Annotated in this window: 21 protein-coding genes; 7 read left to right on the top strand and 14 right to left on the bottom strand. The window is 44.6% G+C overall.

What is annotated here, in order from left to right; genetic code table 11:
• Window positions 1–46: 46 nt before the first annotated feature.
• Window positions 47–595, bottom strand: a complete 549-nt coding sequence (locus R7Z78_RS17865) for a GNAT family N-acetyltransferase (protein ID WP_104976142.1) — start codon at window positions 593–595, stop codon at window positions 47–49.
• 271 nt (window positions 596–866) lie between these two features.
• Between R7Z78_RS17865 and R7Z78_RS17860 the strand changes: the two genes are divergently transcribed.
• Window positions 867–1,991 (top strand): acyl-CoA desaturase, encoded by a 1,125-nt coding sequence (locus R7Z78_RS17860; RefSeq protein ID WP_169644062.1) that lies wholly within the window; start codon window positions 867–869, stop codon window positions 1,989–1,991.
• 359 nt (window positions 1,992–2,350) lie between these two features.
• Window positions 2,351–3,718, top strand: a complete 1,368-nt coding sequence (dcuC, locus tag R7Z78_RS17855; protein ID WP_005376528.1) for an anaerobic C4-dicarboxylate transporter DcuC — start codon at window positions 2,351–2,353, stop codon at window positions 3,716–3,718.
• A 103-nt stretch (window positions 3,719–3,821) separates the two neighbouring features.
• Here the strand turns inward: dcuC and R7Z78_RS17850 are convergent, their stop codons facing one another.
• The gene (locus R7Z78_RS17850; RefSeq protein ID WP_005376535.1) at window positions 3,822–4,178 is read right to left on the bottom strand and encodes a hypothetical protein; all 357 of its coding nucleotides are present in this window, start codon (window positions 4,176–4,178) and stop codon (window positions 3,822–3,824) included.
• 576 nt (window positions 4,179–4,754) lie between these two features.
• Between R7Z78_RS17850 and R7Z78_RS17845 the strand changes: the two genes are divergently transcribed.
• The 4 genes from R7Z78_RS17845 (at window position 4,755) to R7Z78_RS17830 (ending at window position 8,830) form a co-directional block, all read left to right on the top strand.
• On the top strand, window positions 4,755–5,987 hold the full coding sequence (locus tag R7Z78_RS17845) for an OFA family MFS transporter (protein ID WP_005388232.1): 1,233 nt from the start codon (window positions 4,755–4,757) through the stop codon (window positions 5,985–5,987).
• Window positions 5,988–6,054: 67 nt separating this feature from the next.
• A complete protein-coding gene (locus R7Z78_RS17840; RefSeq protein ID WP_104976145.1) occupies window positions 6,055–7,668 on the top strand; it encodes a VRR-NUC domain-containing protein in 1,614 nt (537 codons plus the stop codon).
• 163 nt (window positions 7,669–7,831) lie between these two features.
• On the top strand, window positions 7,832–8,479 hold the full coding sequence (locus R7Z78_RS17835) for an AcfA family outer membrane beta-barrel protein (protein WP_104976146.1): 648 nt from the start codon (window positions 7,832–7,834) through the stop codon (window positions 8,477–8,479).
• A gap of 15 nt (window positions 8,480–8,494) precedes the next feature.
• Window positions 8,495–8,830 (top strand): YgiW/YdeI family stress tolerance OB fold protein, encoded by a 336-nt coding sequence (locus tag R7Z78_RS17830; RefSeq protein WP_017635355.1) that lies wholly within the window; start codon window positions 8,495–8,497, stop codon window positions 8,828–8,830.
• Between the two features lie 81 nt (window positions 8,831–8,911).
• Here the strand turns inward: R7Z78_RS17830 and yegS are convergent, their stop codons facing one another.
• The 11 genes from yegS to R7Z78_RS17775 form a co-directional block, all read right to left on the bottom strand.
• Complete coding sequence (gene yegS / locus R7Z78_RS17825) at window positions 8,912–9,814, bottom strand: lipid kinase YegS (RefSeq protein ID WP_104976147.1); 903 nt, start codon at window positions 9,812–9,814, stop codon at window positions 8,912–8,914.
• Between the two features lie 8 nt (window positions 9,815–9,822).
• Window positions 9,823–10,728 carry a LysR family transcriptional regulator gene (locus R7Z78_RS17820; RefSeq protein ID WP_005376541.1) on the bottom strand — a complete coding sequence of 302 codons (906 nt, stop codon included), beginning with the start codon at window positions 10,726–10,728 and terminating at the stop codon, window positions 9,823–9,825.
• A gap of 172 nt (window positions 10,729–10,900) precedes the next feature.
• Window positions 10,901–11,326: a bifunctional diaminohydroxyphosphoribosylaminopyrimidine deaminase/5-amino-6-(5-phosphoribosylamino)uracil reductase RibD gene (locus R7Z78_RS17815; RefSeq protein WP_005376542.1), complete on the bottom strand. Its 426-nt coding sequence runs from the start codon at window positions 11,324–11,326 to the stop codon at window positions 10,901–10,903.
• Between the two features lie 49 nt (window positions 11,327–11,375).
• The gene (locus R7Z78_RS17810; RefSeq protein ID WP_104976148.1) at window positions 11,376–12,677 is read right to left on the bottom strand and encodes a BatD family protein; all 1,302 of its coding nucleotides are present in this window, start codon (window positions 12,675–12,677) and stop codon (window positions 11,376–11,378) included.
• Complete coding sequence (locus R7Z78_RS17805; RefSeq protein WP_169644060.1) at window positions 12,674–14,404, bottom strand: vWA domain-containing protein; 1,731 nt, start codon at window positions 14,402–14,404, stop codon at window positions 12,674–12,676. The genes R7Z78_RS17810 and R7Z78_RS17805 overlap by 4 nt, the downstream gene beginning before the upstream one ends.
• Window positions 14,397–15,467, bottom strand: a complete 1,071-nt coding sequence (locus tag R7Z78_RS17800) for a vWA domain-containing protein (protein ID WP_169644058.1) — start codon at window positions 15,465–15,467, stop codon at window positions 14,397–14,399. The genes R7Z78_RS17805 and R7Z78_RS17800 overlap by 8 nt, the downstream gene beginning before the upstream one ends.
• Window positions 15,460–16,038, bottom strand: coding sequence for a DUF4381 domain-containing protein (locus tag R7Z78_RS17795; protein ID WP_017635361.1), 579 nt, complete (start codon window positions 16,036–16,038; stop codon window positions 15,460–15,462). Before R7Z78_RS17795 ends, R7Z78_RS17800 begins: the two co-directional genes overlap by 8 nt.
• Window positions 16,039–17,001, bottom strand: coding sequence for a DUF58 domain-containing protein (locus R7Z78_RS17790; protein ID WP_053349173.1), 963 nt, complete (start codon window positions 16,999–17,001; stop codon window positions 16,039–16,041). It abuts the gene before it with no gap.
• A gap of 12 nt (window positions 17,002–17,013) precedes the next feature.
• Window positions 17,014–17,997, bottom strand: a complete 984-nt coding sequence (locus R7Z78_RS17785) for an AAA family ATPase (RefSeq protein ID WP_005376549.1) — start codon at window positions 17,995–17,997, stop codon at window positions 17,014–17,016.
• Between the two features lie 85 nt (window positions 17,998–18,082).
• Window positions 18,083–19,384, bottom strand: a complete 1,302-nt coding sequence (locus R7Z78_RS17780; protein WP_033906479.1) for an anaerobic sulfatase maturase — start codon at window positions 19,382–19,384, stop codon at window positions 18,083–18,085.
• Between the two features lie 106 nt (window positions 19,385–19,490).
• The gene (locus R7Z78_RS17775) at window positions 19,491–21,017 is read right to left on the bottom strand and encodes an arylsulfatase (RefSeq protein ID WP_017635363.1); all 1,527 of its coding nucleotides are present in this window, start codon (window positions 21,015–21,017) and stop codon (window positions 19,491–19,493) included.
• Window positions 21,018–21,157: 140 nt separating this feature from the next.
• On the opposite strand from R7Z78_RS17775, the gene R7Z78_RS17770 reads away from it, so the two are divergent.
• Window positions 21,158–22,015 (top strand): LysR family transcriptional regulator, encoded by an 858-nt coding sequence (locus R7Z78_RS17770; RefSeq protein ID WP_169644056.1) that lies wholly within the window; start codon window positions 21,158–21,160, stop codon window positions 22,013–22,015.
• Window positions 22,016–22,150: 135 nt separating this feature from the next.
• Here R7Z78_RS17770 and R7Z78_RS17765 read toward each other — a convergent pair whose 3' ends face one another.
• Entirely contained in the window at window positions 22,151–23,698 is a 1,548-nt protein-coding gene (locus tag R7Z78_RS17765; RefSeq protein ID WP_005376560.1) for an arylsulfatase, read from the bottom strand.
• Window positions 23,699–23,755 lie beyond the last annotated feature (57 nt).

Here is a 23,755-nt window from a genome sequence, read left to right as displayed (position 1 = left end):
AGAGCAGTGTTGAGACTGCTCTTATCTAATGTTTTAGAACGCTAGGTTAGGAGTAAATCACGTTTTCCTCAATCCCACTAACTAATGACTGGGCGTTCTTCCAACGGAATACTTTTTCTAACACCTCTTTGCCATCAGGTGCGCGCCAAGTTCGCTCTTGATCCTCTTGTCCACCAATGTGGCGATAGAATTCAATCGCAGAAATGTTTTGCGACACAACTTCTAAATAAAGACCTGTGTCTTTAAAGTACTGCTGTTGCCATTCTGCGACAGCAAGTAATAGCTGCTTACCAATCCCACGACCACGGTAACTGTCATCAACATGCAATGCGTCAATAAAGGTTCCACGCTCGAAATCATGGTTGCCGAACACACAAACAAAGCCAAGTAGCAAACCTCCCTCCTCCGCCAAGACAATGTGCTGATTGAATGGTGGGTTAGTCAAACGGGTTTGCCAAATCAGTAGTTTGTCGTCAATCGCTTCTTTCTCAAGATAGTTATCACTAAGAATGCCACGGTAATGACGCTTCCAGCTATCCGCATGAAGATGCGCAATGCGCTCGTAGTCCTTATATTCCGCTATTCGTAAATCCATTACGTATTCCTATTTTCTTACATTTTTGCTTCTTTATAGAGTCTCGGTATATTCCACCTTTATAACACTTGTTTCTTGGCAGATTTTATACACCTTAAGCCAGAGCTCATTTTTTAATACTACTCATTATTCAATTAAAAGCAAAATATCCCATTAAGTTCCTTAATCTACACCCAAAGGAATAGTCACATTTGTCTAACTTTAATTTGACTTACATGTGTACGCTGATATTCTGGCGAACAGTTGTTAGCTCAAAGTTAGGGATACACCTGTGACTCAAAACAAACCACCTGTTATCTGGTTGAATACATTAATATTTTCTGCCAGTTTTGTTCTGACTTTTATTGTAATGCCTTGGTATGCATATCATTTTGGACTGGGTTGGGAACATCTAATTTGGGGAGTGATTGCATTTAGTTTTACTAACCTTTCTATTACAGCAGGCTATCATCGTCTCTGGAGCCACAAAACGTACGAAGCTCATCCTATTTTGCGCGCCATTTTTGCGATTGGAGGAGCATTTTCTTTGCAAAATAGTGCATTACATTGGTCTTCTGATCATCGTGTGCATCACAAACATGTCGATAATAACGATAAAGATCCGTACTCAGCCAAGCGGGGTTTTTGGTATTCTCACATTGGGTGGATGTTACGTGATTACAATAAATCAAAGGAAAACGAATATACAAACTGCCGTGACCTAAAGCGCGATAAAATCGTCATGTGGCAGCATAAGTATTATGTTCCACTTGCCCTACTAACTAATATTGGTTTCCCAGTCATACTAGGACTGATCTACGGTGATATCTGGGGGATGTTATTGGTCGTTGGTGCAGCTCGACTCTTTATGAGTCACCATACAACTTTTTTCATTAACTCCCTCGCACATATTTGGGATAAGCAAACTTTCACAGACAAAAACACTGCTCGCGATAATGGTGTACTCGCCTTTTTCACATTTGGAGAGGGTTACCATAATTTCCATCATATTTTCGAGAATGACTATCGCAATGGCGTGTATTGGTGGCATTACGACCCAACGAAGTGGTTGATAAAGTCATGTTCTTGGCTAGGACTCACATCTAAGTTGCGCACAACGCCTACATTTAGAATTGAAAAAGCCCGTGCGAGTCAACTTTTGAAGAAAGCAAGAGAAAAGCTAGAATCGAAACCGAACACGCAAACGATCCTCGATCAGCTACAGCAAGAGTTTGATACTTTAGTTCATCACATGCAGGAATACTACGAGATGCGCAAAGAAGTACTCGGTGCCAAAACTGCCAGTGTGGTAAAAAAATACGAATGTTCTGTAACAAAAATGAAGTATCAGCAAATTAAAGCAGAGTTCGAACGGCAGCAGCGTAGTTGGAACCTTATGGTTCGTCGATACGCATAGTTTATCCTCATTCATACGATTACTTAGCTTCGCTTCGGCGAAGCTTTTTTGTTGTGAAGAGTGTTTTCCAATAATTGCTTATTGAGTAAAGTCTTTTTCCTATTGTGAATCAATTCACTCATTATTCATTCACTTTCCTAGTCATATTTTCCTTCCTATAAATAGCTTCAAACCAGCACATAACACTTAGAAAACCAAATTCCAACAATACAATCTAACGAAATTATTTATTAAATTATTATTTGTCTCAGATCATGCAAGCCCCATATTTGTCTCGTGCCACAGCTAAGAATTCTGTAAATTCCTTGTCATAAACTGAAACAGTTTCTTTCTTTTTTACATAACATTCGGAGATCCCTATGTTAGAGCTCTTAATTGGCTTAGTGGTTACCATTGCGGTGGGTTACTTTATTGTCAAAGGCTATAAAGCTGCAGGCGTGTTACTGACAGCTGGTATTGCTTTACTTCTTATGACTGGCGTTTTGGGGCACGACGTGCTGCCGTCAAAAATCACCTCAACTGGTAACATGGTGACAGATGCGCTTGAATACGTGAAATACATGCTTCAATACCGCGGTGGCGGTCTTGGTATGCAAATCATGCTGCTTTGTGGTTTTGCGTCATACATGACTCATATCGGCGCGAACAACGTGGTAGTGAAACAGTTCTCTAAACCGCTTTCTGTCATCAAGTCTCCTTACGTCCTTTTGGTAGCGGCTTACATTGTGGCGTGTTTAATGTCTCTTGCGGTAAGTTCTGCAACAGGCCTTGGCGTACTATTAATGGCGACATTATTCCCAATGATGGTCGCGATGGGCATTTCTCGTCCAGCAGCCGTTGCAGTGTGTGCCTCTCCAGCGGCAATCATCCTTTCTCCTACTTCTGGTGATGTTGTTATCGCAGCAGAAAAGTCTGGTTTAGAGCTTGATGTGTTTGCGGTACAAACTGTGTTGCCTGTTTCTATTTGCGCAATCATCGTCATGGCAGCGGCAGCGTTCTTCTGGAACAAATACTTAGATAAGAAAGAAAATACACCAATGGAAAAAATTGATGTATCAGAGATCAAAGCTGACGCACCAGCGTTTTATGCAGCTCTTCCTTTTCTACCTATCATCGGCGTTTTCCTATTCAACGGTCGTACCATTCCAGGACTTAGTCTAGACATCTACACTATTGTGGTTGGTTCGATTTTCCTTGGAGCTCTGATCCATTATGTTGTAAATAAGTTCGATGGTAAGAAATCACTAGAAGATTTAGATTCTTGTTACGCAGGCATGGCTGACGCGTTCAAAGGCGTTGTGATGCTTTTGGTTGCCGCAGGGGTTTTTGCGCAAGGTCTGATGTCTATCGGAGCTATCGATAACCTACTTCATCTAGCAGACAATGCTGGTGCAGGCGGCGTTGCTTTAATGCTTATTCTAACCGCATTGACAGTTGCAGCAGCAATTGCAACGGGTTCGGGCAACGCGCCTTTCTATGCGTTCGTGGAGTTAGCACCATCTTTAGCTGCGAAAATGGGATTAAACCCTGCGTTCCTAATTATCCCGATGCTTCAAGCATCAAACCTAGGCCGTACTATCTCACCAGTATCTGGCGTAATCGTTGCGACATCAGGTATGGCAAACATCAGCCCGTTTGAGGTTGTAAAACGCACATCCGTTCCAGTTCTAGCAGGCCTTATCACGGTGATTATTGGTACTATGGTGCTTGTTCCAATGAGTGCCTAACGGTATTGCCACGATCAAACTAAAAGCAATATCCGAACAAAATTACGTTTAATTAAAAACGCCAGCAAATGTGCTGGCGTTTTTTTTATTCTAATGTGTTGATTTACGCTGACTTAAATCGGTCAGGAATCTTAGTGATACTCTCTCTGTAGCTAAACCATAAGTAGGTAACGGCAAGCGAAAAGAATAAATATGAAAGTGCGAATACGATTGGAGACGTGATTAATTCCGCGGACATTCCCCACATCACACCGACTACGGTTATCGTCAACTTAGAAAGCATGCCGCAAATAAGTAGGAATAAAGCAAGCTGTGGAAAGCGCGAGCTGCGAAATGCGAAGAAATAACAGCTACCTACCGCTAAAGAAGCAATAGATAAGCCCAACATAAATGAATGGATGTGGTCTGCTGATGCGATACCAGCGGATACCGAAGCCATGAGTAATAGGAACAGTTTCATAAGTCACCTCACAACAAATCTAAAAAGCATCCCTTCATAAATGAAAACTCAATTTTCACTATATTCTGCGCCTAAAATCAGCAATTACAAGTTACTTTTTTGCTCACTTAATGTACATAAAAGCTAATCAGCTTCAATTATTACAAAAGGTTAACAATTAAGAATTAAGAAACCCTTTGCATCTGATACTTACGACAGTCAGATGATAAATTCGCCATTTTTGTTACAGATGGTTAACATAGAAACATTTAGAAATTTTTTATTTGAAATGTGAACTGTGCACTCAACAGCGTAAAACCTCTCTCTTGACTCATCATTCGTTATTAGTGAACAAAAAAAATGTCACTTTTTTACAACGTTCTTACTACATACAAAACCATGAATTCACATCCACTTTTAATGTTGCAAATTATTTTATCAGTAACCGTAAAAAGAGATTCCAATCACATATTTATTGGTTATAATCCGCGCTCATTGCGTTAAACGTTGAAAAACGCAAACTAATTTTGAGAAAAAACATCTTTAAACCAACCTTCTTTGCGGCATTGCCAATAAGAGGAAAAACTGAGAATAAAAATGAGCAAGATTGATAAAGCTATGCGCATCCTGTTAGCAGGGTTCTGTATCAACCTTTGTCTTGGCATCCTGTATGCTTGGAGTGTATTCAACAAGGCACTGGTAACTGAATCAGGCTGGAGTGCTGCAGAAGCTTCTGCACCTTACGCAACTGCAACCATCACTTTCTCTATCTGTCTTCTTATTGCAGGTATTCTTCAAGACCGCATGGGCCCTCGAATGATCCTTATCCTAGGTACTGTTCTTACAGGTCTGGGCATGATCGCTTCTGGCTTTGTGAACTCTCCACTCATGCTGAACATTACATTCGGCGTGATCACAGGTGCAGGTATCGGTTTTGGTTACGCATGCCTATCACCTTCTGCGATGAAGTGGTTCCACGCTTCGAAGAAAGGTATGGTTAACGGCATTATTGCGGCAGGTTTTGGTCTAGCGGCTATTTACCTTGCGCCAGTAACTTCTGCGCTAATAGACAGCATGGGCATTCAAACTAGCTTTATGGTTCTTGGTGTTGGTATCCTAGCGATTGCGGTTCCTCTTGCAGCAACCATCAACAACCCACCAGCAGACTACACACCTGCGGAGCCTAAAGTAAAAGAAGGCCAAGCACCTAAAGCGGTGAAAAAGTCAGATGACTTAACTTGGAAAGCAATGTTGAAAACGCCACAGTTCTACTCTCTATGGATCATGTACGCGTTTGCAGCTTCTGTTGGTCTAATGATCATTGGTAACATCACGACAATCGCAAGCGTTCAAGCAAACTTGCCAAACGCGGTTTACCTAGCGTCTATTCTTGCTGTATTTAACTCTGGCGGTCGTGTTGCCGCGGGTATGCTTGCAGATAAAATCGGCGGTGTTCGTACGCTTCTACTTGCGTTCGTTCTACAAGGCGTAAACATGGTGCTGTTCGCGACGTTCGACTCTGAGTTTACACTGATCATCGGTACAGCAATCGCAGCGGTAGGTTACGGCACACTTCTAGCGGTATTCCCTACTCTAACGGCTGAGTTCTACGGTCTGAAAAACTACGGCACTAACTACGGCGTGCTTTACACAGCATGGGGTATCGGTGGTGCAATCGGCGCAGCGGTTGTTGGTTTCTCGATGACAAATGGCGACGGCTACACCTTGGCTTACACAATTTCTTCAGCAATGATGGCAGTATGTATCGTACTAGCGTTCATCACTAAGCCATTGTCTGAAGCGAAAGTAGCACAGCTAAAAAACGCATAATTGCGAATTGATTTGATAGCGAAAAGGCTTAACCTATGGGTTAAGCCTTTTTTGTTATCGGTCGTTTATGGAAAGCCCTATCGAACTTGCACCAGACTACTATCTAGAGAACTTCTTCAAGCTGACTCATCACGCAATAACTTGGTACAGCGATTTACTGACCAAGGAAGAACACGCATGGCTTTGCTCGTTTGATTCTTTGAGCAAACACGCCCAGTACCTTTTGGTGCGTTTATACAGCCGAAAGGGATGTTGGTTTCGAAGTGATAAGCTGAGTTATCAAGAAATACCTTCTATCAATGAAGCACTGGCAGAATTGAGTCAGCATGAGTTTGTAGCCCTTTCCCCACCCCTTTCTCATCAAGAGTTAGCGGCTAATTTACTGACCAAACCAGAAATCTCCGCGCTTTATCCCGAACTGCCGAAATCACTCAAGAAAGACGCCCTTGTCGAACATTTGAGTAATACGGAATTTGATCGTATAGAGCGGCTTGAGTTTACGATCGTCAAACTCAATTCTGCTCATATGATCGACGTGTTACTCACTCTGTTTTTTGCCAACACCCATCAAGACTTAAGTCAGTTTGTGCTTGATGACTTAGGTTTGCATCAGTTCGAGCAATATCAATTGAGTAAAGTGCGCCGTTTCTTTGATTCACGTGAGCAAATAGACCGCTTAATTGAACTGAGCCAGTTGGCCAACCTGTACTGGCAATTTGACCGAAAAGACAAAGCCAATCTCGACTTATTAATTGAGGCAATGCCTCAGCCCGTTAAACACCGTTACGTAGATCGTAAACGCGAGCACATGTTGAATGACATAGCACGTGATTACGAACGGCTTAATGATCTAGAGACCGCCCTATCTCTATTTGGCCAAACTCAACTCACACCGAGCCGAGAACGACGCGCACGTATCTATGACAAATTAAACCATGATGATTTATTTGGTGACATTGTCACAGATATGCTTAACTCACCGATCGATGTGTCTGAGCTCGAAGTTGCACAAAAACTTGAGCAACGGTTAAAACGAAAACAAGGCGAGAAAGTGCCAAGAGTGACGAAGCCAACCTGTACGGAATACCGCCTTGAACTGGATTTATCTCAACAGAGAGTCGAACTCGCCAGCAAAGCGTATTTTGAGTCTTTAGGCTGGACCGTATTCTACGCCGAAAATGCACTGCTTAATGCATTACTTGGTCTCACTTTTTGGGATGCGATTTTTGCTCCTATTGAAGGGGCATTCATTAACGCTTATCAACACCGTCCTTTAGATTTATATCACTCGGATTTTGTTACCAAGCGCCAAGCTTTGATAGACACCGCTTTTGCCGAACTAGAAGCGGGCAACACCCAGATGTTATTGACAAAATACGATGAGAAGTTTGGCATCAGTAATCCATTTGTACATTGGAACTTAATAAGTAAAGAGCTACTCGAAACAGCACTCAACACTATCCCAACCAATATGCTGATGGCGCTGTTCAAAATACAATTGAGCGACCTTAAGCTTTACCGTAATGGGATGCCGGATCTGATTGCTTTTAAAGAAAACGAGTTCGAGTGGATTGAAGTGAAAGGCCCTGGCGATAAACTCCAGGATAACCAATGGCGTTGGATCAAAGAGTTTACTCGCCTTAATGTGCCATTTGCGGTGTGTTACGTCGCCGCAAGTTAACGATCTTTATACAAAGAGCTTGGCGCATGTTCATTAAAACAATTTCTTTTTTACCGCACCTTGCTCTTTTTCTGGAATATTTTCGTTTCTTCACGATCACTTCACGCTTCATCACACACAATGCGCTTCTACTCATTAAGTTGATTTGAAGAGGCAAAATAAAATGAACAAAACCATTCTTGCGTTACTCGTTACCTGCTCAGTTTCGGTATCTGCGGCTCCTTATGTAGGTCTGGAATATGGACTAGGCACCACTGACCATGACTTGGAACCTCACTTTTCATCTGAAAATGTAACGCTTAATCCAGAACTTGAGGATGGTATCTTCTCAGGTTTTATCGGTTACTCGTTTAATGACAATTGGGCAATTGAGCTAGGTTACAGCCAGTTTGACCTTGATGACGGCCGTTCTAAGAACCTTGGTATCAAGACAATTGATGGCAAAGATTACCATCATGAAATGGATTGGGATGCCTCTATCACAGCCAAACAAGTCTCGCTAGCACCAGTGTTTAGCTATGCATTAAGTGATAAATGGACAACAAAATTCAAAGCGGGTTTAACTTACACACAATACGACGCCAAGGTTGCTCAACATCAAGAATATGAGCTTGTCGCGAATGACGATGTGGAAATAAGCAACACGCTTTTCCATAGCTCGGAGAAAAGCAACGAGTTAGGCGCAATGTTCTCTGTGGGCGCGGAATACCAAGTGTTGCCAAAGCTCACCATTGGCGCAAACGCTAAATACCAACTAGACAGCTACGCAAACACTGCATCCTTTAACGTAGGCACAACTTATTACTTCTAATATAAGGAGATGATAATGAAAAGAGTATTGTTAACATCCATGCTTGCCCTACTTTCAAGCTCGGCTTTCGCCGCGTTTAATGGTCCAGAAGTCAGTGCAATCAATACGGTGAAAGAGGCGCGCAACGCAACCGACGACAGCGCTGTAGTGCTAACCGGGCATATTGTTCAATCATTTGGTAACGAGACTTACTTGTTCAAAGACAACACTGGTGAGATCGAAGTAGAGATCGACAACGAAGATTGGATGGGTCAAGAAGTGACACCAAAAGATACCGTAATGATTCGAGGAGAGGTTGACTCAGATTGGACAACTACGCAGATAGACGTTGAGACCATTCAAAAACGTTAAGAGGTTGACTGATACCTCAACACAAGCAACACAGCCACATTTTAGTGGCTGTGTTAAGCAATAATCATGGAAAACGCTCGTTTAGCTAGTCAAGCAAGGGCAATCTTGCGGTACGACTAATCGTATACTCTTAGGCTGAACATCAAATCTAATGGTTCTCGAATGATAAGGTTCTCCATCTAAATTAAGAGGCAATGGATTCGGAAAATCTATCTCCAACCAGCTTGCTTTAGTGTACTTCACAAACTCTCCTTTCTCACTCGGGTTATTGATCTCGTCGATTACTTTAGGCAGCTCATGAGGTAAAAATGGGCGCACCAATGTTAGATCCATCAGCCCATCATTAATCATCGCTTTTGGAGCTAACTCTTGCCCACCTCCAGCAAGGCGCCCATTACAAAACGCACCGAGCAACATTTCTCCCTGATACGCACCACCTTCAATCGTTATTGTTCCGTCATATGGTTTAAAGCCAAGTGCTTTTACAACACCAGTTAGCGTGTAAGCTCCGCCGCCAAGAAAGTTTTTGAGTTCAACAGGCGTTTCTGCTGTAACTTCTGCGCCAAACCCTGCTGTTGCCACGTTAATAAAGCAGCGATCGTTCGCTTTGACGCAATCGACCAAAGCGGACTGCCCCTCAACAGCAAGAGATAAAGACGCCTTAATGGAATTAGGTACTTGAATAGCGGTAGCAAAGTCATTGGCGGTACCAAGTGGAATAATTGCTAACTCAGGACGTTTTTCTTTGTCAATTTGAATAATCGCAGAAGCCGCCTCATTGACGGTCCCATCGCCACCAGCGACAACAATACGTTCAATGCCTTCATCAACCGCTTCTTTTACTAGCCGCGGCATGTCTTGAGATTCCCACGTCACACGCACCTGTACGTCGATGCCTTTGTCTCTCATTTTCATGATTGCATCTCTTAACTCTGGATTCCCAGCTTTTTTTCCGTTAAGGATGGCACGTATTGTCTTTTTCATTGCACTTCCTATTGGTTGATGACTTTTCCTGCTTGCTTAATCTGTGAACGCAACCACTGATGGGCGCTGTCGTTTGTGCGACTAGGATGCCAGATTGTGCAAAGCTCATACATTTGTTCATCAAATGGCATTGATAAAGATTTAACATGATAGGTGTTATTGAACAAGTTGATCATCGACTCTGGCATTAAACCAATGTATTCACTACCACAAATAATTGGGAGCATTTCTAGTACGCCTGAGGCTCGATACTTAATCTTTCTCTTATCCAAGTCGACAATGTCATCGGCGTTTAACAAGCTCTTACGACTCTGCCACTGCGAAACCACTACGTGTTCTTCTTCAAAAAATTGTTCAGCCGTAATCTCGTCATTCAGGCGTGGATGCGCTTCGCTACATACCACCACCAAACGCTCCGTAAGTACAGTTTCCAGTTTTAGCACCGTTCTTGCTCTTGGTGTGATATCAATGATCAAATCGTATCGTTGTAACCTCAGATCACTTTCAAAATCTTCCGTAAAAAGCGGATGTACTTCTAATGCAACATTTGGCGCCGACACACGGATTTGTTTCATGACTTGAGGTAGCAACTCAAAGCTTGCAACGGACACACAGGCAATAGAAAACACTCTATTCGACACTTTAGGGTCAAACTCACTAGAGGCCGATAATGTCGAAGTGAAATTTTGTACTGAAGCTAGAAGAGCAGGATAAATATCCATCGCAAACGAGGTAGGCTCGACACCTTTAACGCAACGATGAAACAATGGGTCATCGTAGATATCACGTAGCCTTGCTAGCGCTTTACTCACCGCAGGCTGGGTGATGTTTAAACGCGCCGCCGCCCGAGACAAGTTACGCTCTTCATAGATGGCAGTGAAAATGGGAATAAGATTAAGGTCGGTCGGTTTCATGCTATTAAATTTTTCAAAAGTCACTTTCTCTATTTTAATCTAACAGCATGATCCTTCACGTAGCCAAGTGCAATAAATGGGCGGTATCGCTTGTTTTAATGAGTTTTAACTCAATTTTGACGCACTTCATTCACCACATAAACTGGCACCGTAGTGCAACGTAAAGCTTGGATTAGGCTTTGCCTAAGTAAGGGGTAAGAAACTCGCTGACTTCCTCGCCGCACAAACCCGTTTCTACCTCTATACCTGCTTGTTTTAGAATCTCGATACCTCGACCACTGTTGCGCGGGTCGGGGTCCAGTATGGCTACGACGACTTTGCTTATGCCGGATTTGACTAATGTCACCGCGCAAGCTGGCGTGCGACCAACAAACGAACACGGTTCCAGCGTAACGTATGCCGTCACCGATTCTAACGAGCCTTGATACGCATTCAGCGCTTCCACTTCCGCGTGATTGCCACCAATCGCTTGAGTATGACCTTCAGAAACGATTTGATTGTCTTTCACTAACACGCAGCCAACCGGCGGGTTGGGTTGACATTCAGGAAGCGCATTTTTGGACACTTCCAATGCGCGGCGCATAAACTCTTGGCTCATTTGAACTCTATTCTCTAATAAAAACGAGGCGCTATATTAGCGCCCCGTTTTATTCATTGCCATCTCTTCCAATGACTTTGTCCAATTCTGGTAACGCTCGCGGAATACGGAATTTAAAGCGTTTTTGTTTGGTTTGGATTTTGCGCCACATCGACTTCAGTAAATGAGCGCTATTTTCACCATTTTGCATTCGCGACGCACTTTTTTGCCACGATTCACTCGTATCGGCTTTGTTCATTTCCAGCTCTGCCGTATTTAAACGCAATTGTTTGTACAATATGGTCCTTGCTTCAGACCAACGTTTAGCCTTTAACAAACGGTGGAACGTCAACCATGCTGGTGTCGGTCTGTTGCGGTAGTAACGTTTAATGGCTACCAATGAAATAATCACAAAACCCAGCAACACAAGCGTGGAAACAATCCATGCAAAGTACGTTCTGATGAAGGACTTCAGCGTGTGCTTCGCGGCAAAAGTTTTGCCCTCTAACATCACCGTTTCCACTTGCTGAGTCTTACTGTTCCACCAACGGAACTCATAATCTGGCAGGGTTAACTCTCCACCTTGTTGAATCACGTACACGCTCTCTTCTGTGCGTGTTGACTGGTAATCACCACGTGTTTGCGTATCTGTCAGGCGGTGAGGTTGAGGATACGCTTGGTAAAGGGTTGTTGATTCTCCTTTCAACAAGTCTGGTAGCAACACAGATAGTGAATCTTGAGCCGAAATGGTGATTTTACGCGTGATTGCATCCCCAACTTTGAGTGACTCAGTGGAGGTATCCCACTCTTGCTTTACCTCTACATCTGTTGCAGCAAACCAAGGTGTCTCACCACTCAGCAGGCCCGATGGCAAGACGGTTTTGAACTTAATCGGCTGCGTGTAAAGTGTGCCTGATACCTTCTCGCCGTCCGGCGCAGACACCTGAACGCCCACTGCGACAGGTGGAACCACAAAATCACCAGAAGCTTGAGGATACAAAGTCACTTCCCAGCGTTGACGCGACCAAGTTTGCCCCTCTTTTTGCTCAGTAAAGTTGGTTGCTAGTTGATTACGCTGTTTGGCGATAACATTGGGTATTTCAATATTGCCAATTCTCGTACCACCCGTAAACCAACGCGGCGTTGCCACTTCGATGGTTAAAATAACTTGCTCATTGACGCTAAAACTTGGTGTTTTACGCTTCTCTCCAGCCGTTGGTTGTTTACCAACCCACGCTTGTAACTCAACTCCATGCTTTCGTTGAACGTCACGAATATCTTGAGCCAACACACTACTGCTCAGGAGGAAACCGAAACAGATAACTAACCACAAGGGTAAAGCAAAGTGCGTAAAACGGTGGCTTTTCATCATTGCACCGCCTCCTCTGTATTTTCGTTCGCAGTAGAGGTTGATTCTCCGGTTTCTATTGAACGCAATTGAATCTGAAACTTCGCATTTAAGAAGTATTTAGGATCCGCTTCGACTCGCTTTAACCATTTGTCGGCTAATTCTTGGCTACCTAAGATGTCGTCTGCACTTAACGTCTCTTTAATCATCAACTCCGCTGACGTTTTTTCATCCGCCCCTTCTGCGGTTTGAGGGTTATCGCCTAGCTCGGTTGATGCTTCTTGCTCCGTTCCTGCCTGACTCTCACTCATCCGGTTGATGTCCTCTACAATACCACCAATCACTTTCAAGTTATGCTCAACATCCGGTCTTAGCCTCTCGCTCAACGTTGGCTTGTTGGCTAGGGATTTTAACAAGTCACGTGCAGCCAAATATTCACGCTGACGCGCCAATGCACTCGCCGCATTATAAAGACCGTAATCTCGAACCTCTTCGGACGGGTCGTTTTGCATCTCCAAAAACGCGCTGTGCGCGAGCTCAAACTCGCTAGCGTAGTAGTACGCCGTGCCTTTGCGTAATGGATCGACAAAGTGTTTTGCAGCTTCTAAATACGCTTGTTGGTTGAACAAACGCTGTCCTTGTTGGTCTGGCGTCAGCCACAAATCCCACCACCATTGCGCCACCTTGTCGAAGGTCGTCACTTTTTGCACAACTTGTGGCTGCTCGGCTTTAACAGAAATGTTCTCCGCCATTGCAATGGTTGGCATCAATAACGTGCCGCTCACCATTACAATCACGCACCACTGCACTAACCACCCTTTTCTAAACCACAGCATCATGATCAGCGCGATTGGGAACAGAAGTTGATATCCCATGTCTTTCCAAGGCATTGAAGATTCGCCATTAAGCTGCATATTGCGCTCAACGTATCGGTTCAGTTGCTCGATATCACTGTTATCGACGGTCACTTCCACCAATCGACCGTTGGTCTGGCTGGCCAGTTTTTGTAGAGAATCCAAATCCATTGGGTTGTTACTCACAATGTCAGCGTTCCCTGCCGCAAGAATTAACAGTTGATAAGGTTTGCCCGAGAAATACGCTTGGTATTGCTCAATCGTGGCCGGGTTCACGCCGTCGCTCACCAACAGAACGGTGGAGCCGGGTTGACCTTGCAATTGTTGGTCAATTAACGGCAAGGCTTTTTCGGCAAGCTTACCTTGCACGGGCATAATTTCTGGCGTAATGGCCGCCAAAAACGGGTCAAATACTTTGCTGTCTTGAGTTATAGGCATCGCGACATGAGCACTGCCCGCAAACACGACTAACCCCGTTTTTCCGCCTTTTCGCACGGCTAGCAAATCGCGTATTTTCTGTTTGGAACGCTCAAGGCGGCTTGGTGGGAGATCTTTTTGCAGCATCGATTCGCTGTTATCAAGCACCACCAGCAGAGAGGCTTTATCTTCGCCAAAGGGGGAAGATTCACGTTGCCACGTTGGGCCTGCACAAATCACAATGGCGATGAACACAATCAGCATCAAGAGCTTAAGCGGCAGTTGCTTACGCCAACCTCGATCACCTATCGTCAAAGCATTGCGTAAATGTTCGGGCAGAATATCCTTCCAGCTTGGCTTGCTTTCTTCTCGCCAGCGTAACCACACCAAGAAAAACATGGGGACCAAAGCCAGTAACCACAGTGGTCGAATAAAATGAAACTGCGTAAAGAATTGCGTCCAACTAAGAGAATCAAACATCGCTCTCTCCTAATGATGATCGTGTAACAGCCCTTCTTTTAAGTGTTGCGACGCTGAACGCGAGCAAATGCATGATGACCACTAACGCCATCAAGTAATGATGAAGGCTTTGTTTTGGGCGGTATGTGGTGCTTTCGTAAAGTTGAGGTTCCAGTTTGCCAATTTCGTCGTAGGCAGCCGATAGTTCATCACGGTTGAGTGCTTCAAACGCTTCACCGCCGGATTCTTTCGCAATGCGATGAATCGTGTCCATATCCAACGCGGTTTCACCTATCGTTTCCGGATCGCCCATCGCAATGACGTATACTCTCACGCCTTTGGCTTTCGCAACTTTCGCCGCATCAATCGGTTCAACAAAACTGCCCGTGTCGTTACCATCGGTTAATACAATCGCGACTTTTTCACGGTTTTGGTCTTGTTCTAAAGCACCACGCGACTTATCGCTTTGCTCAAAAACTTTAATCGATAGGCCAATCGCATCACCAAGATGGGTACTCTGCCCTGCCATCGCCACATCGGTTTGGTTAAGCAGTTCGAGCCACACTTTTTGGTCTGCGGTAAATGGCGTTTGCACAAAAGCGGCATCACCAAAAAGTACCAAGCCTAATCGGTCACCTTTACGAGACTGAACAAACTCCGACAGCACTTCTTTTGCCGCATCAAGACGAGAAATTTTTTCGCCTGTACGAGAGGTGAAATCTGGCTCGGCCATGGAGCCCGAAAGATCCACCACCACCATCACATCGCGCCCTAAACTCTCGCGAACTTGAGGCTCGCCTAATACGGTGGGTTTTGCCATCGCACACACCACCAAAAGCCATGAGAGAATTAACGTTGCTCGTTGCCACCAACTCGGGATCAACTGGCTTGCACCTTCTGATGGCGTCTCGCCAATCGCTTCCACCAGCTGACTAAAAAACGGCACTTTGATCGCCATTTGCTTAGTGCGATATGCAGGCACCAAGTAGTACACCACCAACGGCAAGGGCAAAACCAGAAACCACATTGGGTGAGCAAATTCAAAACCAGACAAACCAGTTATCGATGCAAGAAGATCATTCATGTTGACCTCCCTGATGTGCTTTGCGTTTCAATCGTGGTGATTTATTTGCCGCGCTTTTTTGAGCATCACAACGGTGCTCACTCACCCAGTTTTTCGCACGAGCAATAAGCGTTACTCGCTCTTCGTTGGTTAGCGTAACGCTTGGGTCAACAATACTTTGTAGCCAGCACTTTGAAAGCTCATCGTTAAAAACCATTTGCGAGTTTGCTTGAGAGTCTCTGGTTTGCGGATACAGCGCATCGAGCTTGCGCAGAAAGGCGGTATCAAACAATTTCGCGTTGCGGCTATCAATATGAATCAGCACTATTTTAAGCACAGAGAACAATACTTTTGGCATGTCTTTGTCGCTCGGGTTGATTTGCGAAATCGCCAGTAGAGCTTCTTTTCGGTAACGATTATGCCACCATTGCCGAGCCAAGCGATATGCGAAATATACCAATGCAATGAACGCAACCGCCGCTAAAATTTTCCAGCCAATAGTTTGCGGGTACCAACTCACGCTAGATGGTACGGCCACATCATGCAGCTCTCTGAGTATGTAGGTACTTGGAGGTGTAGGAAGATCACTCATTTAACGCCCTCCTACCAGTTTTTGGAATTGTTTAATGTGCTCACCTGTCGTATCGAGTTCGATGTGCGGAAGGTGTTTCATCGCCATAAGTTGAGAGAGTGATTGACGCTGTAAGCTAGTTCGAGCCTCAAGCTTTGCGCTCGCAGCTTCTACCTTTGCTTTGCTGTCTAAATTGAGTTGATACTGCCCGTCACCAACCACCCATTTCGATTTTGCCAAATCGTCTGGTAGCGCTTGTTCTAATGGGTCACTGACCATCACTGCAAGAACATCGTTGTGCTGTTGTAGCTGTTTAAGGTGATCAAGGTGGTGCTCCTCGCAGTCGCTCCAGTCGCTGATAAAAATCAAAGTGGATTGCTTGAGCTTCATGCGTTTAATAAGCTCAATCCATTTACTGAACGTTACTTTTTCGGAATTGCAGGAGTCCACATTGAGCGATTGATTGGCTTTAGCGAGACGTTTAAGTTGCGCCAGAAGATCGTTTTGCGAACGCTGTGCCTTGCTGTGAAACAACGCCTGCGGGGATGCGATGACAAAACCGACTCGGTCGCCATCTTTTAATACTCGCCACCCACACATCGCTGCGATCTCTGCCGCGACAACTGATTTCATTACTTGCGTCGAAGCAAAAAACATTGTGCTTCTCTGGTCGACACACACGATTACGTTGCGATCTTTTTCTTCTGTATAGCTGCGCACGTGCGGCTTACCTGTACGCATCGTAACTTTCCAATCAAGGTTACGAATATCGTCACCCAATTGGTAATGGCGCAGCTCTTCGAAGTTCAATCCACGACCGCGAAACAACGAATTGTGTCGGCCAGAGAGTACGCTACCCGCTTTTAGATGAGGAAGTAAACTGAATGATTCTGCTTGTGCTTGCAGACGTACTAAACGAGCATAATCGCAGTACAAACGGGGATCCATCCCCTGTGATTTTGGCGCAAGAGTTGGCTTAGCCATAATGCCTCCCACTTACCCAATTTCTACACAATCTAGCAGCTCTTGTACGACTCGTTGATGATCGACCCCATCTGCCAGTGCATCGTAGGTCAAAGAAAAACGGTGGCCCAATACAGACGGAACCATGGCACGCACATCGTCAGGAGTAACGTGGTCACGTCCTTGCATCCACGCATACGCACGAGCGCATTTGTCGAGTGCGATAGAAGCACGAGGACTAGAGCCAATCTCAATCCATTTTGCTAAGTTTGAATCGGCATAACGCTCTGGCTTACGAGTCGCCATCACTAACGCAACGATGTAGTTTTCCACTAGGTCTGATACCACGATGTTTGGTAACTGACGACGCGCTTCTAGCACCACGTCTGGCTCGATGTGTTTTGGCGTAATAATTTCGCTGCTGGTTTCCGCACCCAATTCTTCACTGCGCACCAAACGAATGATGTCACGTTCTGCGTCATCTTCTGGATAATCGACGGTAACCTTCATGATAAAGCGGTCCATTTGCGCTTCTGGCAGTGGGTACGTGCCCTCTTGCTCTACTGGGTTTTGCGTTGCAAGCACCATAAATAAGTCTGGCAATACGTGAGTTTTATCGCCTACTGTGATTGTGCCTTCGGCCATGGCTTCAAGCAGTGCCGCTTGTACTTTGGCAGGTGCACGGTTGACCTCATCAGCAAGTACAATGCTGTTAAAAATGGGACCAGGTTGAAAGTGGAGTTGCGGCTTACCATCCAGCTCTTGATAAACCTCAGTACCCGTCACGTCAGATGGTAAAAGATCCGGCGTAAACTGGATTCGACCAAAACTGGTGTTTAACAAGTTCGCCAACGATTTTACGGAACGTGTTTTTGCCGTTCCCGGTAAACCTTCTAGCAGAATATGCCCATTTGTTAATAACCCGATGACTAAAGCTCGAACCACGTGGCTTTGTCCAATGACGCTTTTTTCTGTTTGTTCGATGAGTTCTTTTATCGCTTGTTGTGCGTGGTTCATAGGATACCTTTTCAATGGTTTAAGCCGTCTTTTCGATAGTTAAGTATAAGAACAAATGAAATAACTTAAGGTTATATTCACTATGTTATCTTTGCGGTTCTTGAGATTGGAGAAGTTGTGCAAGACCAACCAACATCGGTAACGCATAATCAAAGAACATTTTGATTCCCGAACACAAATAGTTTAGACCACTCTCACCATTCGGCGTTTTGATCAAACGGTTTTTTGGGCACTCACCCCAACAATAAGGCAAGTAAGGGCATTGCTTACAATACGTCGGCAATGAATCGCGTTTTGCCATGCCAAAAGTATATTGTCTTGTAGAGAAGGCCATTTCATTCAGTGAGTGTTCATGAATGTTGGCGAGTTTGTATTCTGGATACACATAGTGGTCGCAACTGAACACGTCGCCATTGTGCTCAATCGCCAACCCTTTGCCACAAAACTCCGCCGTCACGCAAAGCTGAGACGGTTTCCCCATTACTTGCGCCACCGCGGTTTCAAACAGATTAACCAGCACACGGCCAAGATCGTTATTCACCCACTCTTCAAAGGTCGCCATTAAAAAGCGTCCCCAGTCTTCAGGATCGACTGACCAATCCGTTACAATCGACATTGGATGCCCCGGTTTAGCCAGATCACTGCCTTTGGTTGGGATCATCTGTTCGTTCCAAAACTGCGGCGCGGTTGTTTGGAAGTTGTTGGCTTCTACCACCGGCGCAAACTGAATATAAGTCACACCCAATTCTTGGGTTAAAAATCGATATACTTCGAGCGGGTATTTCGCATTGTGACGATTCACCGTGACCAACGCGTTGAATTTCACGCCATGCGCTTTGAGCTTATCTACCGCTTTCATCACGAGATCAAACGTTGGCTTACCGCTGCGGGTTTTGCGATATTTGTCGTGCAGCTCTCGTGGTCCATCAATCGACAAGCCAACTAGGAAGTTGTGCTCTTTTAAAAACGCACACCACTCATCGTTTAGCAAAATGCCGTTGGTCTGAAGGTCGTTTTCAATGCGAACGCCTTTCGGCTGATATTTCTTTTGCAAAGCTACGACATTGCGGAAATAGTCCAACCCAAGCAGCGTCGGCTCCCCGCCCTGCCATGAGAATACAATTTCTTCGCCATCCTGACTTTCGATATAGCTTTTCACGAACGCTTCCAGTGTTGCGTCGTCCATTTTTGGCTGCTTTTCTTGGTGCAGTAGATTTTCTTTATGCAGATAAAAGCAGTACTGACAATCGATGTTGCACTTTGCTCCGCCTGGCTTTGCCATCACATGGAATCGACGGTCATACGCGCCCAGAACAGGCGCTTTAGACGCCGTTTTAAGAGGAACAATAGGCATAGTAGTAGAATGGCGAGGGGAAATCTTACTCATACGTTTCTCACTATTACATATACCCAAATAACCTCGTGAGCGCTGTACAGCAAAAGTGAAGCTATTTGGGTATATAGCGCTCCAAAAAGCGCTATATAATCTTAATTTACTTAGAAGACTTAGGTACGAACGAACCTGCTTCCATACGAGGCGGGAATTCTTTGAATGTACCCATCACCTCTTTCACTGTATCCATTGCTGGCATCATTAAGAATGAACGCTCGTACATCCAACGAGAATAACCCATGCCTTGATCGCCTCGTTCAAATGGATCAATGCTCAAGTCAAAGATCAGTGGCACACGAAGTTTAGTGAACGGCTTACGCCATACATCCATACCCGTTTCATTCTCTTGAATCATAAAGTGGAACTTGTACTTTCCTTGGCGCAATGCCACAAGATCGCCGTCGTCGCTCCAGTAAACGAACTCATTTCGTGCGGATTTGTCTGACTTACCCGTTAAATATGGCAGTTGGTTGTAACCGTCTAGGTGAACTTTGTAGTCCATATCGCCAACTTTTTTGCCTTTTAGCAGTTCGTCTTTAACTTTGGTATCACCTGCCGCAGCAACTAGTGTCGGGAAAAAGTCCTCTAATGACATCATGCCGTTGAATGTTTTACCTGCCTCAATTTTTCCAGGCCATTTAATCAACATTGGCACACGGAAACTCCCTTCCCAGCCAGTGTTTTTCTCTGAGCGGAACGGTGTCATCCCTGCATCCGGCCACAAATCAACCATAGGGCCGTTGTCAGTGGTGTAAACAATGATTGTATTGTCATCCACACCTAACTCTTTGATCTTGTTAAGTAGCTGACCGATTTGGTCATCGTGCTGCTTAACACCATCCGCGTAGAAACCGGCACCTGTTTTACCTTGGTATTCTTCAGGAACATGTGTGAAGTTGTGCATGCGAGTGGTGTTAAACCAAGTAAAGAACGGCTTGTCCGCTTTTACTTGCTTTTCTATGAAGCTCTCTGCGGCATCAAGAAACTCACCATCAACATTTTCCATACGCTTACGCGTTAGTGGACCGGTATCTTCGATTTTGCCGTCAGCGTAAGAATGGATAACGCCACGAGGGCCAAATTTCTTCTTGAACTCCGGGTCTTTAGGGTAATCCACGTTCTCTGGCTCTTCTTCTGCGTTCAAGTGGTATAGGTTGCCGAAGAATTCATCAAAACCGTGGTTGGTAGGAAGATGCTCGTCTCGGTCACCTAAATGGTTCTTACCAAATTGTCCGGTTGCGTAACCCATTTGTTTAAGCACGGTTGCAATCGTCGGATCTTTTTCCGAGATACCTTCCGGAGCGCCTGGTAAGCCCACTTTTGATAGACCTGTACGTTTTGGCATTTGACCAGTGATGAATGCAGAACGGCCTGCTGTCGAGCTTTGCTGTGCGTAGAAGTTAGTGAACTTCGCACCTTCTTTAGCAATGCTATCGATGTTTGGCGTGTTGTACGCCATCATGCCTTGGTTATAGGTACTAAGGTTCCAGTAACCAACATCATCACCAAAGATGACAAGAATGTTGGGTTTGTCCGCTGCATGTGCAACTGCAGATGCAGCGCCCAAAGCTAACGTACATGCGTTAAGTACGAGTTTTTTACTGCTCGTTTTGGTCGCATTTTTCATATTATCTCCAAGAGTTCGCTAGTGCGTAAAAATGGTATTCGCTTTTCAATACCATTGTTGATATAAGATAAAGCACTAATTTCAGGCGATAAATGCAGTCAAAATTAGTTAACCTATAAATTAAATTTATGAGTGACGTTATGGACTTGAATTTGATCCAAACTTTTCTTGTTGTTGCGGAGTTTCAATCTTATACAAAAGCCGCGGAACAATTAGGGCTTACACAACCTGCTGTGAGCGCTGCAATAAAGCGTTTAGAGCAAGTCGTCGATAAGCAATTATTCGTTAAAAAAGGGCGAGGTATCACACTAACCTCCACCGCTTATCAATTACTGCCGCAATTCCAGCAAGCGGTTAATATTATTGACAATGCGATATCTGATAAAAATCATTTTGAAGTGTGTTGTTCGGAAATTTTGTTGCACATTATGGACCCGATAAAGAACACTATTTTTTATGAATCACCACCCGAAAAATTCCTATTATTTGAGCTGTTAAGACAACAAAAAGTCGATCTAGTAATCGATACGGTGATCACGAAAGATGCAGCGTTTATTATTGAAGATGCCTATGAGGAAGAAGCCGTGGTTATCTGTCGTGAGAACCATCCCCGTGTACACGGCACGCTCACAAAAGAGCAATTTTATGAGGAAACTCACTGTTTATTTTCAGGAAAATGGAACAACATGTCGGGGTTCGAGCAACTAGCAAAGGAAACAATTCAAGAAAGAAAAGTCGACTTGATCACATCTTCGCTAGCGGGCATGGCGCTGTATGTCGCCCAAAGAGACAGTTTAGGGATCGTGTCTCAATCTTTTGCAAACAAGTGGAGCAAAGCGCTCAAACTTCAAATTTTGCCCTGCCCCATTTCGATACGCTCTATCCCTTACAAGTTCGTCTACCATAAGCGAGAGGTAAACAACCCAGCCCACATCGCTCTACGTGAAAAAATCAAAGCCAACTTAACGGCAGCCCACTACGAACCAATTTGTTTATAAATCTTGTCAATTGAAGCGTTAGGCGTTTTCGTCATCAAGCTTTCTACAAACCTTAATAGATAGAATTTTACAGATAAAAAAAGAGGCTCACTTTAATGAGCCTCTTTCTAGATGTGGAACTTCACTTAGCTTTTCTTACTTATTTGGGTTCTCTTTTAGTTTCTCCATCACTTGATCGAGCGAGAAGCTTGCTGCTTTTTGCCTTGGTGGGAACTCTTTAAACGTTTCAAGGAATCTGCCTACGTAAGCTTGCGCAGGAACAAGCATGTAAGCACGGTCTAGCATCCAATCGTAGTAAGTGTTAGAAGTGATATCAGCCACTTCGTAAGGATCCATACGCAAGTTGAAGATCTTAGGAACACGAAGTGTGGTGAATGGTTCAGCCCAAATACGCAACGTACCTTTTGCTCGTTGCTCCATAAAGACCAGCTTCCATTTGTTATAACGAAGTGCAGTTAAGTCTCCATCATCTGAGAAGTAAAAAATTTCTTCACGTGGGGCCTTATCCTCTTTACCAGTCAAATATGGTAGGAAGTTATAGCCGTCTAGGTGAACTTTGAATTTCTTACCATTCGCACTATAACCTTTGAGCAATTTCTCTTTGATATTGTCATCACCCGCGGCAGCAACGAACGTTGGCATCCAGTCCATGTGATGCATGATATCATTCGAAACAGAGCCAGCTTTAATTTTACCCGGCCAACGTACCATCGCAGGAACTCGGTACGCACCTTCCCAGTTGGTATTTTTCTCTCCACGGAATGGCGTTGTGCCTGCATCTGGCCACGAGTTCATGTGTGGGCCATTATCGGTGGAGTAAAAGACGATTGTGTTGTCTTTAATACCCAAATCATCCACTTTTTTCAGCAGCTGACCTACATGATTATCATGCTCGACCATACCATCTGCATACTCGCTGATGCCTGTTTTTCCAGAGTTCTCTTCTTTCACATGAGTACGGAAGTGCATACGAGTTGCGTTCCACCAGACAAAGAAAGGTTTTTCAGCCTTGACTGCACGATCCATAAAGTCGAGTGCCGCATCTAACGTCTCTTCATCCACGGTTTCCATGCGCTTGCGAGTTAGAGGTCCTGTATCCTCAATTTTGCCATCAGCGTACGAACGGATAACGCCGCGCGGACCGAACTTTTTACGAAACTCAGGATCTTTAGGATAATCGACGTTTTCTGGCTCCTCCTCGGCGTTCAAGTGATAAAGGTTGCCAAAAAATTCATCGAAGCCGTGATTAGTAGGAAGGTGCTCATCTTTATCACCTAAGTGGTTTTTACCAAATTGCCCTGTCATATAGCCCATCGGCTTCAGCATTTCGGCAATGGTTGCGTCCTCTTCCTTCAAGCCAAGATCAGCACCTGGAAGCCCCACTTTACTCAAACCTGTTCTAAGAACGGTTTGGCCCGTAATGAAAGTAGAACGGCCCGCTGTACAAGATTGCTCACCGTAATAGTCAGTGAACATCATGCCTTCTTTGGCGATACTGTCTATATTTGGTGTTTTGTACCCCATCAAGCCAAACGTGTAAGCACTGAGATTGGACTGGCCAATATCATCACCCCAAATGACGAGAATATTTGGTTTCTCTGCTGCGATACTGCTACTTGTCGCACCGATTAAAGCGGCGGCAAGAATCGCTAATCGGCGTTTAACGCCATATTTCGCTGTCATATAAACCTCTGTGTGTATTAGAAAAGTGCTTCCTGCAACAGAATGTATAGTTCACAA

Source organism: Vibrio sp. 1167 (assembly GCF_033340375.1).
Classification (GTDB): Bacteria; Pseudomonadota; Gammaproteobacteria; order Enterobacterales; family Vibrionaceae; genus Vibrio; species Vibrio alginolyticus.
The sequence above is the reverse complement of the archived record's forward strand: the minus strand, read 5'-3'. Positions and strand labels throughout refer to the sequence as shown.